The 14,230-nt window shown below is 61.8% G+C and carries 8 protein-coding genes; 5 read left to right on the forward strand and 3 right to left on the reverse strand.

What is annotated here, in order from left to right:
- Positions 1 to 61: 61 nt before the first annotated feature.
- The 3 genes from JQ574_RS15530 (at position 62) to JQ574_RS15540 (ending at position 3,838) form a co-directional block, all read left to right on the forward strand.
- A complete protein-coding gene (locus JQ574_RS15530; RefSeq protein ID WP_212215092.1) occupies positions 62 to 487 on the forward strand; it encodes a hypothetical protein in 426 nt (141 codons plus the stop codon).
- A gap of 35 nt (positions 488 to 522) precedes the next feature.
- Positions 523 to 1,140, forward strand: coding sequence for a DsrE family protein (locus JQ574_RS15535; protein WP_212215094.1), 618 nt, complete (start codon positions 523 to 525; stop codon positions 1,138 to 1,140).
- 109 nt (positions 1,141 to 1,249) lie between these two features.
- Positions 1,250 to 3,838 (forward strand): hypothetical protein, encoded by a 2,589-nt coding sequence (locus tag JQ574_RS15540; protein WP_212383651.1) that lies wholly within the window; start codon positions 1,250 to 1,252, stop codon positions 3,836 to 3,838.
- 133 nt (positions 3,839 to 3,971) lie between these two features.
- On the opposite strand, the gene JQ574_RS15545 is transcribed toward JQ574_RS15540, so the two are convergent.
- The 3 genes from JQ574_RS15545 to JQ574_RS15555 all read right to left on the reverse strand — a co-directional run bounded on the left by JQ574_RS15545 (position 3,972) and on the right by JQ574_RS15555 (position 10,449).
- On the reverse strand, positions 3,972 to 5,399 hold the full coding sequence (locus JQ574_RS15545; RefSeq protein WP_212211071.1) for an HlyD family type I secretion periplasmic adaptor subunit: 1,428 nt from the start codon (positions 5,397 to 5,399) through the stop codon (positions 3,972 to 3,974).
- Positions 5,386 to 8,118, reverse strand: coding sequence for a type I secretion system permease/ATPase (locus JQ574_RS15550; RefSeq protein WP_212211073.1), 2,733 nt, complete (start codon positions 8,116 to 8,118; stop codon positions 5,386 to 5,388). Before JQ574_RS15550 ends, JQ574_RS15545 begins: the two co-directional genes overlap by 14 nt.
- A gap of 114 nt (positions 8,119 to 8,232) precedes the next feature.
- Positions 8,233 to 10,449, reverse strand: coding sequence for a heparin lyase I family protein (locus JQ574_RS15555; protein WP_212383653.1), 2,217 nt, complete (start codon positions 10,447 to 10,449; stop codon positions 8,233 to 8,235).
- A gap of 1,092 nt (positions 10,450 to 11,541) precedes the next feature.
- On the opposite strand from JQ574_RS15555, the gene JQ574_RS15560 reads away from it, so the two are divergent.
- Positions 11,542 to 12,804, forward strand: coding sequence for a nucleotide sugar dehydrogenase (locus JQ574_RS15560; protein ID WP_212295812.1), 1,263 nt, complete (start codon positions 11,542 to 11,544; stop codon positions 12,802 to 12,804).
- Positions 12,785 to 14,188, forward strand: a complete 1,404-nt coding sequence (locus JQ574_RS15565) for a glycosyltransferase family 4 protein (protein ID WP_212383655.1) — start codon at positions 12,785 to 12,787, stop codon at positions 14,186 to 14,188. Before JQ574_RS15560 ends, JQ574_RS15565 begins: the two co-directional genes overlap by 20 nt.
- Positions 14,189 to 14,230 lie beyond the last annotated feature (42 nt).

Below are 14,230 nucleotides of genomic sequence, written 5' to 3' on the forward strand. Positions count from 1 at the left end.
GAGGGCGCCGCGGACCGCCGCGCCTCGTCAGGCGAACCAGGGAAACAACTGGATCATTAGCGTGACGATCTCACCCGTCGATTATTCACCGGTCGCTACCGCCACAACATCGTCACGCGATGCTGCCGGCGAATCCGGCGTCAAGCTTTCGATCCGCTGCCGCGGCGGGCGGAGCGAACTGGTGGTCGCCGGGCCCGGCGTTCCCGGTCGCGGCAACGATTATGCGATTTCCTATCGCGTCAACGACGGTCAGGGGCTGCAGATCGCGGCAGCCGTGCCGATGTCCGGAGTCGGAGTCGCGTTCGGGGGCGACGTTGTTCGGTTGCTGCAGTCCCTTCCAGACAGCGGGAGCCTCAGTATTCACCTTACATCCCGGATGGGGACTGCTCTGGATGCAGTGTTCTCGCTAGGCGGGTTGGAGGCGGTGCGTGCGAAGATCGCCACAGTGTGCAGGTGGCCTCATCCAGCCACGAAACCCAACGGATGAGCAGTCCAATGACGTGTATCGATAGGAGAGGCATAATGAGCATGTTTCAGTATATTGCGCGGGTAATCACCATGGCAGCCGCAACGGTACTGTTCGCCGCGCCATTCGCTGCGGCAGAGCAAGGCGGACGGTACTGGGTGCCGACAACGACGGAGCCCGCTACGCACCATCAGCGCTTTGCGGCAAAGGCCACCACACATAGCAAAGCAACCAAACAAAAGAAGGCACGATCCTCCCTTGCCGCGCGATCCCCTCTCGCCGCCAACGCTCGGCTTGCCGACTCCAAAGCGCACCGTTTGATTTTGCAGGTGAACACGAACGACCCCGCCGCCATGAATCTCGCGCTCAACAACGCCACGAACGTCGCGCAATACTACAAGGATGCCGGCGAGAAGGTGAAGATCGAGGTGGTCACGTTCGGGCCCGGCCTGCATATGCTGCGCGATGACACCTCGCCGGTAAAGGCCCGTATCGAGGAGATGGCGCTGAGCACGCCGGAGGTATCGTTCAAGGCCTGCGGCAATACTCAGGAACGAATGCACAAAGCCGAGAACAAGAGCATCCCGATTGTTCGTCAGGCAGAGGTGGTGAAGTCAGGCGTCGTGCGCGTGATGGAACTGCAGGAGAAGGGCTGGTCCTATGTAAAACCCTAACCCGAAAGGGGTGGGGGTCCGCCATGCGAATCATAGGATTTGCGTGGCGGCGGAGCGCATAATAGCGCGACCTGAACAGGTCGCATCGCCAAGCGACGGGTGATTGCAGATGGGCCGCACGGTTATTCTCAGTGACGGATCAAATACCGTCTCCGATATCGCTAGCGCGTCGCGCAACAATTCGGACACGACGCCGTTTGCGCAGAAGACAATGCAAAGGACAGGGAGGCAGCTGCCTGCGCCCGGACGATCCGCGCCGCTGTGGATGGCCGCCGCCATGCTCGCAATCACTTGGGCGTCGGAAACGCAGGCTTGCTCCGATCGAGAGCAACCGTTGGCGGATGCGCAGCACGTGACGGTTGCCCGCAATCTCGATTCTGTTGGAACGGAAGGTGATGGCGATTCAGTTGCCTTGTCAGTTGCCTTGCCGCCGAGCCGAGCCGGCAACGACAGATCGGTGCAGGTTGTCCAAGCGACGATCGGCGACACAAGGCAGTCTCCGGAACAGGAACTTCACTGGGCGGAGTCCCTGTCGCGCGAACTCACCAATGCAAGGCGCGATATCGAGTTGCTGCAACGTCTCGAGCAGGGGCGCGATCGGGCCGAGTGGCTGGAGCAGAGTCTTGCGGCAGCGCGAAGGGACGTCGAAACCCAGAGCGCGCTAGCGGCCAAAGCGGTCGAAGAAACCGCGCGCATGAGGCAGGCTGCGCCAGGCGGTGCGGCGGAGTTGCAGAACTCCCTGCAACAGGCGCGCGAGCTGGCGGAGCGGCTGGAGCAGGACCTCGCGGCGGCGCGACGCGATGTCGGGACCCAGACCGCACTGGCTGCAAAGGCAGGCGAGGAAGCGTCCCGGTCGAAACAGGCGGGGGAGAGCATCGCTGCGGAGCTGCAGAAGTCCCTGCAACAGGAACGCGAGCGGTCCGCACGGCTGGAGCAGGATCTGGCGACGGTGCGGCATGAGGTCGAGACTCAGACCGCGCTGGCGACGAAAGCGGGTGAGGAAACTTCCCGGCTGAAAGCAGCGGAGGAGAGCGGCGCGGCGGAGCTGCAGAAGTCCCTGCACCAGGAGCGCGAGCGGTCCGCCCGGCTGGAGCGGGACCTTGCGGCATCGCGGGGTGATGTTGAGACCCAGGCCGCGCTGGCGGCAAAGGCTAGCGAGGAGGTTTTGCGGCGGAAGCAGGCGGCGGAAGCGGGAGCTGCCGAACTGAAGCAGTCGCGCGCAAGGGCCGACGCGCTGGCACAAGACCTCTCCCTGACGCGGAGCGCGATCTATGCATACGAGGCGCAGGCCCGCAAAGCTGGAGACGAAGCGGCGGAACTCAGGCAAGCAGCTGCAAACGGCGCGCCGTCGACCGGCAAGGCCGCTCCGGACGAGCGCGAGCGGTTCTCACGTCTGGAGCAGGATCTGGCGGTGGCCCGACGTGACGTCGAGGCCCAGGCGGCGCTGGCGGCGAAAGCGGGTGAGGAAGCGTTCCGGCTGAAACAGGAAAGGGAGAGCGGCGCGGCGGAGCTGCAGAAGGCCCGGCAACAGGAGCGAGAGCGATCCACGCGGCTGGAGCAGGAGCTTGCAGCGGCGCGGCGTGATGTCGAGACCCAGACCGCGCTGGCGACGAAGGCAAGCGAGGAAACTTCCCGGCTGAAACAGGAAAGGGAGAGCGGCGCGGCGGAACTGCAGAAGGCCCGGCAACAGGAGCGTGAGCGATCCACGCGGCTGGAGCAGGAGCTTGTAGCGGCGCGGCGCGAGGTCGAGACCCAGACCGCACTGGCGACGAAGGCGGGTGAGGAAACTTCCCGGCTGAAAGCGGCTGGGGAGAGCGGTGCGGCGGAGCTGCAGAAGTCCCGGCAACAGGAGCGTGAGCGATCCGTGCGGCTGGAGCAGGAACTTGCAGCGGCGCGGCGCGAGGTCGAAGCCCAGACCGCGCTGGCGGCGAAAGCAGGCGCGGAAGCTTCCCGGCTGAAAGCCGCGGCCGAGAGCGGTGTGGCGGAGCTGCAAAAGGCCCTGCAACAGGAGCGCGAGCGGTCCGCGCGGCTGGAGCAGGATATCGCGGCAGCGCGCCGCGATATCGAGACCCAGACCGCGCTGGCGGCAAAGGCAGGCGAGGAGGCTTCGCGGCGGAAGCAGGGGACGGTAGCCAGTGCCGCGGAGTCGAGGCGATCGATGCAAAAAGAGCACGAAACGGCCGATTTGCCAGCAGACCTCTCGATGACGCGGAGCGCGATCTATGCGTACAGGGCGCAGGCCCGCAAAGCTGGAGACGAAGCGGCGGAAGTCAGAGAGGCGGCTGCAAACGGCGCGTCGTTGCATCGCAAATCGGCACAGGAGCGCGAGCTGCCCGCGTGGCTGCAGCAGGATCTTGTGGCGGCGCGTGCCGAGCGGGCACCAGCGGCGCCCGCGCGTGGCGATGCTCAGCTCGATCCCGAACAAGCCGCGGTGGCGACAGGGTTGGTTGCGCGCGCGGCCGCGCTGCTCCGGCAGGGCGATATAGGCGCGGCGCGGCTTGTACTCGAGCGCGCCGTCGAGATGGGCAGCGCCCAGGCGAGCTTCGCGCTGGCAGAAACCTACGACCCATTGATCCTTGCGAAATGGAAAACTCAGGGCACGCGCGGCGATGCGAGCAAGGCGCAGGGCCTCTATGCAACGGCCGACGCCGCAGGAATCCAGGAGGCGAAAGCGCGGCTGGAGGCGCTGCGTCGCTAGCGCATACGCCAATCGACCGGCGCCAGCCGCGCAACCGTCTCCCCGGCCGGCATCTCCCGGCACGCACTTGGTTCAAAAGCGGGCAGCGCCTTACGGGCAATTGTTGCCCGCAAGGCTCATCGATGGTGTCTGTCTACCGCTCTCGCAGCGACTCCTGCTTGTATCGCGCTAGTGGCGACAGAAGGTAGCTGATGATCCTGCGCGTGCCAGTCTTGATTTCGACCGTCACCGCCATTCCGGGGCCGAGCTTGACGAGCTTGTCCTCCACCTGCATCTCCGGACGGTCGAGCGAAATGCGCGCGGCATATTCCAGTTCCTGACCTTTCGGCTCACTGCTGCTCTGCGCTGTACCCGATCCCCGGTCACTCGAACCGCTCTGCGGCCTGTCGCGCGTGATGGCATCCGACGACACGCTGATCACGTCGCCATGAAGGAGCCCATAACGCGTGAAGTTGAAGGTGTCGACCTTGATCTCGGCCTTCAGTCCTGGATGAACAAAGCCAATGTCGCGATTGGAGAGCATGGCCTCGATCTCAAGCTGGCTGTCGCTCGGAACCACCACAGCCAGCGCCTGCGCCGGGGTCACCACGCCTCCCACCGTATGAACGGCAAGTTGCTGCACGATACCGTCGACCGGTGCGGTCAGGCGCTGTAGTTTCGTACGTCGATCCGCCTTGACCACCTCCTGCGCGGCGTTCGCAGCCTTCTGCTCGGCCTTCGCGAGTGCGTCATAGGTCGTGCGACGATACTCCGCTGCGGTCCTTTCCCTGGTTTCCTTCAGGAGCGCGGTGGCCGCGTCGGTTTCGAGCAGTCGACTTTGCTGCAAGACGAGGTCCTGCTGAAGGCCGACCAGGTCCTGGTACTCCGAAAGGTAGATGACCTTCGAGGCCAATGCCTTCTCGACGAGGCCTTTGCGGATGTCGACGCGTTCCTGCAGCACGGGTATCGTCGCCTGCAGCTTCGCTGCGCTCGCCGACGTGGTCGCCCGTTCCGCTTCCTTCTGACCCAGCTGGCGCTCGATCTCCGCGAGCTTCGCGTTCTGTTCGGCGCGCTGGCTGATCAGGAACTGGCGATGCATTTCGACCTCGGCAGCGCTTGCGTTCTGCGGCGGCCGGAAGGCGGCGAGAGGATCCGCCGCCAGCGCCGCGCGCAGCCGCGCGACTTCGAGCTCGGCCGCAAGGAGATCGCTCTTTTGGCGCTCCTGGTCGGCTTCCGTCATCGTCGGGTCGAGCTCGATCAGGACGTCGCCGGCCTTGACGCGCTGTCCGTCGCGCACCTGGATGGCGCGGACAACGCCCGTTTCGAACGGCTGGATCAGCTTTGTGCGCCCACCCGGCACGATCTTGCCTGTCGCGGTGGCGACGATATCGACGCTGCCGAGCGACGCCCAAGCCAGCGCGACGCAGAAGAGTGCGATGATACTCGCCCCGATCGCACGCCCGATCGGCGAGGGGGGCGATTCGGTGATTTCGAGAGCCGCCGGCAGGAACGCAATTTCGTTCTCGCGCCGGCGAACTTCGGCTCTCGGAAATGCAACGACGTTTCGGTTAGCGGACGTCATGGATACCAGCCTGCAAATAATGAAGGTTCGCGTAACGACCGTTGGTGCGGATCAGCTCATCATGGCTGCCGTCCTCAACAATCCGACCATGCTCGATCGTGATGATCCGGTTCGCATTGCGCACGGTAGAGAGCCGGTGCGCGATGACGAAGACGGTCCGTCCGGCAGAGATTTGTTTCATGTTCTGCTGGATGGCGCGCTCGCTTTCGTAGTCCAGCGCACTTGTCGCCTCGTCGAAAATGAGGATGCGCGGATCGGTGATAAGTGCGCGCGCGATCGCGATGCGCTGGCGCTGCCCGCCGGACAGACTGCTGCCGCGTTCGCCCACCACGGTGTCGTAGCCCTCGGGCAGCTCAAGGATGAAGTCGTGAGCGCCGGCGAGCGATGCCGCCTCGATGACCCGATCCATCGGCATGGACGGATCGGCGAGCGCGATGTTCTCGCGAACCGAGCGGTTGAAGAGCACGTTCTCCTGCAGCACGACGCCTATCTGTCGTCGCAGCCAGCTCAGATCGACCATCGCGAGATCGACGCCGTCGACCAGCACGCGTCCGCTCTCCGGCACATAGAGGCGCTGGATCAGCTTGGTGATGGTGCTCTTGCCCGAGCCCGAGGAGCCCACGATGCCGACGACCTGGCCGGGTTCGACGCTGAAGGAGACGTTGTGCAGCACCTCGGGGCCGTCGATGCGGTAGCGGAAGGTCGCGTGCTCGAATGTGACCTTGCCCCGAATCGCCGGCAGCGCGGCGCGGCCGGGATTGAAGCTCGGCTCAGGTATGGTGTTGAGGATGTCGCCGAGGCGATCGATCGACAGCCGGGCCTGATGGAAATCCTGCCAGATCTGTGCGAGCCGCAGCACCGGCGTGCTGACGCGCGCGGCCAGCATGTTGAACGCGACGAGCTCGCCGACCGTCAGCTCCCCGCCGATCACCAGCCTGGCGCCGAAGTAAAGGATTGCGGCGATGACCAGCTTGTTGATCATCTGGACTGCCTGGCTCGCCGTATTGTTCAGGCTGAGCACGCGGAAGCTTGCGGCCACATAGCCGGCGAGTTGCTCCTCCCAGCGGCGTTGCATCTGCGGTTCGACGGCCATGGCCTTCAGGGTTTCGACGCCCGTCACGCTCTCGACCAGGAAGGCCTGATTCTCGGAACCTCGATTGAACTTCTCATCGAGGCGCCGGCGAAACAGCGGCGCAACGCCCGCGGAGATCCCGATGTAGAACGGGAAGGACGCCAGGACGATCAGCGTCAACGTCGTCGAGTAGTAGAACATTACCGCAAGGAAAACGACCGTGAACAGCAGATCGATGACCAGCGTAAGCGCCGAGCTCGTCAGGAACTGGCGGATATTCTCGAGCTCGCGGACACGTGCCACCGAATCGCCGACGCGGCGGGTCTGGAAATAGGCGATCGGCAGCGCCATCAGGTGACGAAACAGCCGGGCGCCGAGCTCAACGTCGATACGGTTTGTCGTGTGCGCGAACAGATAGACGCGCAGCGTTTCGAGAATGGCCTCGAAGACGGTGAGGGCGACCAGGCCAATGATCAGCACGTCGAGCGTGCTCATGCTTCGATGCACGAGCACCTTGTCGATGACCACCTGGAAGAACAGCGGTGAGACGACGGCAAAGATCTGAATGAAGAACGAGGCGACCAGCACCTCGCTGAGCAGGCTGCGATACTTGTGGACTGCGCCGACAAACCAGCCGATGTCGAAGCGTCGGGAGAGGTCCGTCAGGCTCGCGCGCCGGGCCATCAGGATGATCTCGCCGTCCCAGATGGCCTCCAGTTCGGCCTGCGTCATGGTTTCGGGTCGGGGCGACAACGGGCGTTGAACGAGGAGATTGTCGTCGATCACTTTGCCGAGGATCAGAAATCCGCCGTCGCGCAGCACGGCGATTCCCGGCAGCGGGGTAACCGCAAGCCGACTCCAGCTCGTCCTCTGTACCCGTGCCTTGAGCCCGAAATCCTTGGCACAACGCAGGATTTCGGTAACACCTACGCGCGCCGCGCCTACCCGATGGCGGATTTGACCCGGGTCGGCCGCGATACCATGGCTACGCAGCAATATCGTCAGCGCAATGAGCGCCGATTCATCGGCATTGTCGGATTCGGTACTCGCCACCGCGAGTTCGGTGTTTACCGGCGGGGAAGCAATATCGCCTCGAGCGGCGAAACGTCCGCGCATCAAGGAATCGCGGGCTTTCATCAAGGCATCGCCAGGACGCATCAAAGGCCCGAGGGCACGCACCAGGACGTCCCCTGCACGGCGTGCAAGGTCAACGCCGCGGGTGCTGATGCCGGCGAGTGCATGAAGGACCCGATTAGCGACGGTCTGAGGTCCGGGCAGGATCAAACGACCGTCCCAGATTTCTTCGAATTCCGCGCGCGTCATCACCCGGGGATTTGACCAGGTCGGATGCAGCACAAGCGCACCCCTGTCGTCGACCTTTCCGAGAAGCAAAAATCCGCCGTCATGCAGCGATGCGATTCCAGGCAGCTGGATGCCCGCAAGTCGCTTCCAATGCGTCGTCCGCGAACCGAGATTGACGCCAAACTCGCGTGCACAGCGCAGCATTGCGCCGATGCCGAATGCGTTGCTTCCGCATCGATCGCGGAGCTGGTCGGGCGCAGCGTCTACGCCATGAATCCGCAGGAACAGAGCCAAGGCTCGAAACCCCAGATCTGCGGCGTGGGCATTTCCATTCTGGATCGCCATGTTGTTCTACTCAATCCTTCGCGGCTACCGACCGCTTCCGATGTTCCTTCTCATGCATTCCCAAATTTCGATGGTGGCGCACCCGGGCGACGAGCGCCCGGGTGCGGAAGCCGATCAGGCAGGTGGTCTGGTGAGGAACGAAACCTGACCCAAAGTGGTGCCATTCGATGTAGCCGCCACAATCTGACCGGGATCGACCCGGCCGGTGTTGGCGGCCATATACTGGTTCAGCAGCGCAAAGCCCTGGTTTGCCAGGGATCCTGCGGGAGTGCTGGTCGCAGGCGATAGATCGGTCACGTTGATCATCTGCGGCGCAGAGGTCGCAACTCCGCCGGCGGCAAAGTCGCCGATGCGGCTAAGCAACGCCGAACCCGGGCTCGTCGAAGACGCTGCGGTCGTGGTGGTCGCAGGTGCTGTGGCCGTGGCAATCCCCGGAGGAGCATTCGTCACGGAGATCGGCTGCGGTGCCGTCACCGTGCTGACGACTGGGGTAGAGGTCGAAGGCGCCATTACCGTGGGGGTCTGCGGCGTCGTGGTGGTCCAAGACGGCGCATCCGACAGGGTCATCCTCTGCGTCGCGGATGTCGTAACGGCGCCGGTGACCGGATCCTTGGCGGTTGCCGTCAACGTGATTGTGTCGACCGGATCACGCGAGCCTCGGTAGTAGTTGTGCAGCGTCAGTCCGCTGTCAACCTGTGCCTTCGTCAAGGTGATGTTTCTGCCACTGAACGTGTGACCGAGGCCGTCGGTGATCGTCTCGTACGACGCCAATCCCCTGATGTTCACGGTCACACTGTCGTTGGGATCGGTCGTTGACACCTTCACGCCCAGGTCGACCGTACCGCCCCTGCCGGCCACCGTGAGGGTGTGATCCGCGACGGCGAGGACCGGCGCGACCGAGGATGGAGACGTCGGTGATGTCGGGTTCGTCGGCGAGGTCGGGTTCGTCGGTGAGATCGGATCGACATCGATCTGGAGACCGGTGAAGGTCTTCAACGCGCCCGAAAGGTTCGCCGCCAGGCCGGATGCATCCTTGATGCTCGCGCCGGTCAAATCGACGCCGGTGATGGCAAGCGCCGAGGTATCGCGGTCGGTCGCCGCGACAGTCGTTTTGAAGGTGAGCGTGCTCGTGCCCGTCCCACCCACATAGGTGGCCTTGCCGCCATCATTGAGCGACAGCGTAGGCGTACCGGTGACGGTCACGGCCTCGCTGAAGCCGAGCGTCAAGGTGATGGTATCGCCGACATGCTCGATTCCCGTCCCCGGTGAAGCGGACGCCTGCGTCACTGTCGGCGCGAGGTTTACCGGGTTGGTGGGGTTGGTGGGCGTGGTCGGCGTCGTCGGCGTCGTCGGTACGGTGGGGACCGGCGCCGAGCCGGTCGTGATGTGCAAATTGCTGTAATCCACCGTCATCGTTTCCGCGGCCGGCGAACGGTAGATGCCTTCCTTCCAATAGTACGATTGCCCGCTCCCGTATCCAATCGAGCCGTTATAATCGACGATCTGGACGCCATCTCTCCAAACATTGAGATAGCCATTTCCGTTGTTGTCGAAGTTGACCTGAATGTTCATGTCATAGGAGTGACCCCGCTGAATGGGGTTTGGATCCGTATAGACCGCCTTTGACGTTGTGCCCGACTGGCCCGGCTCCTGATAGCGCACCGTGATCCGCATACGCTCGCCGACCATCTCGACAGCGAAGGGAACCGGACCGTCCGCGGGATGCTGGTGAAACTGGCCGAGGAGCAACCACGATGCCGTATTCGCCGCGCCCGGTTGTACCGTAAGCTGGTAATCCACGTTGATCTGGGTGCCCTGTGCATACTCCGGCACCATCCTGATCTCGGAACGCTCCGCACCCCTGTTTTGGGTAAGGTCGTTCCAACTCGAAGTGCTCCAATTATCCCCGGAGCGGAGCGAGAATCGCAGCGTGTGGGAATCGGGCGATGTCAGGCTCCATGACTCGTTCGCGTTCTGGACGCCCGCTCTCATCCCATCGACCGTTACGCTGGAACCAGAGGCACCCGAGAACGAGTTGATGTTCGGCACGATCGTCGCGCTGAGGGCCGCCGACGCCGGACTTGTGCCGGTTGCATCCGCACTCGTCGCGGTGAAGCTGTGAACGCCATCCGACAATGGCCTGGTTGCAAAGGACCACGCGCCGCTGCTGTTCGCCGTGGTGGTGCCGAGAAGCGTCGTGCCGTCGAATACGCGTATCGTGCTGTTTGCTCCAGCCGTCCCAGCCACCGTTAGCTCATTGTCGCTGGTGATTCTATCACCCGCAGTGAGGGTATCGGGAGAGATCGACTTGATTACAGGTGCGGAAGCCATTCCGTTATCCTTTTGACGTTGAAGAGGGGTATTCCACTGCCGTGCATCACGAAGGCACACGACATACCGCTGCTCGCAGCGCCTGGCACCGCGAGCACATTTCAAAGCATTGCAGCCTCGAACCGCGAGGGTATTTCACTGCCGTGCATCACGATGGTGCACGACATACCGCTGCTCGCAGCGCCTAGCACCGCGAGCACTTTCAAAGCATTGCGCCTCGAACCGCGAGGATATTTCAAAGCAGTGGGATTTCGCCCCCCCGACTGCTGGTTGGCTGGTTAATAAGCAAAAATGGCGAAAAAACTTTCAAAGTATGATTTATACCCATGTATGTCGGCCTAATACGTCCCCATATCGGGTCGATTCAAGGCACTCCCACGATTCTTCCTTCAGATTGCCTCGTCGTCAGCGTTGCGGGAGGTCGAAAGCGACGGCGCTTCAGATGTGCGAACAGCATCTCGATTCTTCTCCCGTTCGCGACGTCACATCGGCATAGATTCTGGCGATATCGCGCGCGATTTCTCGTGCGGTTTCGCGGGTCGAACGCGGGCTTGGCATCTTCTGAGAGCAACGGAGAATTTCGCGGGCGTCGCAGTTGGGTTTGCTGCGCGACAAGCAGTGTTGTCGCATCATTCCCGAGAGTGTCGGTCGAGGTCAGCTCCTTGCCGGCTGGGCAGATGTAAGTGTCGGGCCGTTGAGCGTAGGCGAAGTCTTCGCGCGAGCCCCGTCGGCAGGGGGCCAATCTATCGAACACCGGAATGTGCGGCTCGATCGCCAGCTCGCTTACCAACCAACCCAGCATCTCGGCTGACCCGCAGGCGCCGTCGGCCGCAAGGCGTTCGGAAGAGAGCTCAAGGCGTTCTCCGGCGGGCTCTATTCCTGGAGAAGGTCGAGTGTCCGGTACCGCGCCCTCGAGGCCGAGCCGCAGCAATTACGGCTGTGGTTGGTTGCGGCCCGCTCTGCTTGCATTCCATAACAACGGCAACTTGAAATTATAGCGCCACCGTACTCACAATTGGGTACCCACTCAGCCCCAGGTAACAATCCTTCTGCTTACACTTGCCTGGCAGGCTCCAAGGCTATTGTAGCGGGATGAAAATTGCAGTGTTCGGACTTGGTTATGTTGGCATGACGGCGGCCGCCTGCCTCTCGAGGGATGGCCACGAAGTCATTGGTGTTGACGTCAGCGATGAAAAAGTGGCGATCGTCAATGCCGGTAAGTCGCCGATCACGGAGCCCGGTCTCGATGAGCTTGTGGCTCGTGCGATCAGGAAAGGTTTGCTGCTCGCGACGAAGGATGCGAGCCCGCATCTCGACAGTTGCGACATGGCCATAGTCTGTGTGGGAACGCCCAGTGCGCCGGACGGGTCTCACAATATGAGCTTTATTGTCGAGGTTTCCCATCAGCTCGCGGAGCTGGTCGGGCCCGCTCGAACGACGACGTTGACGGTCGTATTTCGCTCGACGATGCGACCCGGCACGATCGAGGAGCTGGTGCTCCCGATCTTCGAGGAAGCGTTGAAAGACAGGATGGATCTGGTCGAGCTGGTCTACAATCCCGAGTTTCTGCGTGAATCGGTAGCGATCCAGGACTTCGTCAATCCGCCGAAGATCGTGATTGGGACGAAGGACGGGGGAAGGTGCTCAGCTCTTGACGAGTTGAACGCAAAAATCAAGGCGCCCGTCTTCTATACGACTTATCGCGCGGCAGAGATGACGAAATTCGTCGACAACACGTTTCACGCATTAAAGGTTGCGTTTGCCAACGAAGTTGGTCGCGTTTGCGATAAGCTCAATATCAGCGCAGCCACCGTCCACAACATCTTCGTCGCCGACACGAAGCTCAACATCTCGCCATATTATTTGAGGCCGGGTGGCGCATTCGGCGGCTCATGCCTGCCGAAGGATGTTCGCGCACTCCAATACATCGCAAGCGATGTTGGGGCGCATACGCACCTTGTGGATTCGCTTTTGAGGTCGAATGACGCGCACAAGAATTTTCTGTTTGAGAGCTGCGTGAAAACAGTCCGGGCCGGCGGACAGGTGCTCATGCTGGGGCTCGCCTTCAAGGACAACAGCGACGATCTTCGCGAGAGTCCCAATATCGACCTGGCGCGCAAATTCCTTCAGTCGCATATCGGCTTGTCGATCTACGATCCTCACGTCGAGCCGTCCAAATTGTTGGGCCAGAATCTCGGCTATGCGTTCTCGAATTTGCCCGCACTCCGCAAACTGCTGGTCTCAAAGTCGGTCGCCGAGTCGGAGCTGTTCGACCTGGTCATCGACACCAGAGGATGGGCGAAGCAAATGGCGTTACGCACCAGGCGGGTCATCGATGTTAACACTCTTTCGTGACGGTCGCGGTGCAAGCCGCCCTGATCAAGCGGGTCTAGCGCACTCTCTTAAGTCGGCTGGCGTCAACCGCGAACTCCACAAACTGGCCGGTTCGAATGCCACTTCTGCGGATTTTGTCGACGCCGCGCCGGCCGCGCAACCCGGGATCGATGGTTCGGTCCGCCGCCGGGTGCTTATCATCGTCGAAAATCTGCCGGTGCCGTTCGACCGCCGGGTGTGGTCGGAGGCCAGCACATTGTCGCGGCATGGCTATGAAGTATCCATAATTTGTCCCAAGGGACCGGGCGCGACCGCCTCGTTTGAAGTTATCGACGGAATCGCCGTCTATCGTCACTGGTTGCCGAGAGAAGGACGCGGGGTCCTGGGCTATCTCGCCGAGTACAGCGCGGCATTGTTCTGGGAGTTCGTGCTGAGTTTGAAAGTTCTCACCACGCGCGGGTTTGATGTCGTCCACGCTTGCAATCCGCCGGATCTCATTTTCCTGGTGGGTGCATTTCACAAGTTTCTATTTGGAAAGTCTTTCATCTTCGATCAGCACGATATCAACCCGGAACTTTATGAAGCAAAATTCGGACAACGTGGCTTTCTCTGGCGGGTTATGGTTCTGCTTGAACGCATTACATTCGCATTGTCTGACGTATCAATAGCGACAAACCAGTCATATCGCACCATCGCCATCGAGCGAGGGCGAATGAACCCAGATCGCGTATTCGTGGTGCGCTCCGGTCCAAGCCTTTCGCGCGTTCGGTCGCTTCGGCCAGACCCGGTCTGGAAGAAAGGGCGGAAGTTCCTTGTCGCGTACGTAGGTGTCATTGGAAAACAAGAGGGAATCGATCTGCTGCTGGAAGCAATCACGCACATCCGCAGGAGACGAAACCGCGACGACGTCCAGTTCGTCATTGTCGGGAGCGGGCCGGAGCTGGAGGAAGTCAAGAAACTAGCAACGGCCCATAAGCTGGACGATCTGGTCACGTTCACCGGCCGTGTTGATGACGCAACCCTGTTCACAATACTCTCGACAGCAGACGTCTGCGTGAATCCGGACCGCCCCAACGCGATGAACGACAAATCAACGATGAACAAGATCATGGAGTACATGGCGCTGGGCAAGCCTATTGTCCAGTTTGACCTCACCGAAGGACGCGTCTCGGCCGGAGAGGCATCCTTATATGCGCGGAATACGGATACGGCGGACTTCGGCGACAAGGTATTGGAGCTTGTAGATGATCCGATGCGGCGTGACCGTATGGGCGCATTCGGCCAGAAGAGGATCCATGACGAGCTCGCCTGGGACCACGAGACGGCAAACCTCCTGGGAGCATATGAGAAAGCATTCAATCTAAGACGTTTAGCAGGCCGCCAGCGGCGCTACAGGTACATGTGAACCAGATTTATGCGTGGAAGAAGCAGCTTCAGGATCAAGCGG

This window comes from Bradyrhizobium sp. AUGA SZCCT0158 (assembly GCF_018130065.1).
GTDB lineage: Bacteria > Pseudomonadota > Alphaproteobacteria > Rhizobiales > Xanthobacteraceae > Bradyrhizobium.

Excerpts from the sequence above, each read along its gene's own strand:
- JQ574_RS15550 (WP_212211073.1), bottom strand. The coding sequence starts at position 8,118 with ATGGCGATCCAGAATGGAAATGCCCACGCCGCAGATCTGGGGTTTCGA.
- JQ574_RS15555 (WP_212383653.1), bottom strand. The coding sequence starts at position 10,449 with ATGGCTTCCGCACCTGTAATCAAGTCGATCTCTCCCGATACCCTCACT.
- JQ574_RS15535 (WP_212215094.1), top strand. The coding sequence starts at position 523 with ATGAGCATGTTTCAGTATATTGCGCGGGTAATCACCATGGCAGCCGCA.
- JQ574_RS15565 (WP_212383655.1), top strand. The coding sequence starts at position 12,785 with ATGTTAACACTCTTTCGTGACGGTCGCGGTGCAAGCCGCCCTGATCAA.
- JQ574_RS15540 (WP_212383651.1), top strand. The coding sequence starts at position 1,250 with ATGGGCCGCACGGTTATTCTCAGTGACGGATCAAATACCGTCTCCGAT.
- JQ574_RS15560 (WP_212295812.1), top strand. The coding sequence starts at position 11,542 with ATGAAAATTGCAGTGTTCGGACTTGGTTATGTTGGCATGACGGCGGCC.
- JQ574_RS15545 (WP_212211071.1), bottom strand. The coding sequence starts at position 5,399 with ATGACGTCCGCTAACCGAAACGTCGTTGCATTTCCGAGAGCCGAAGTT.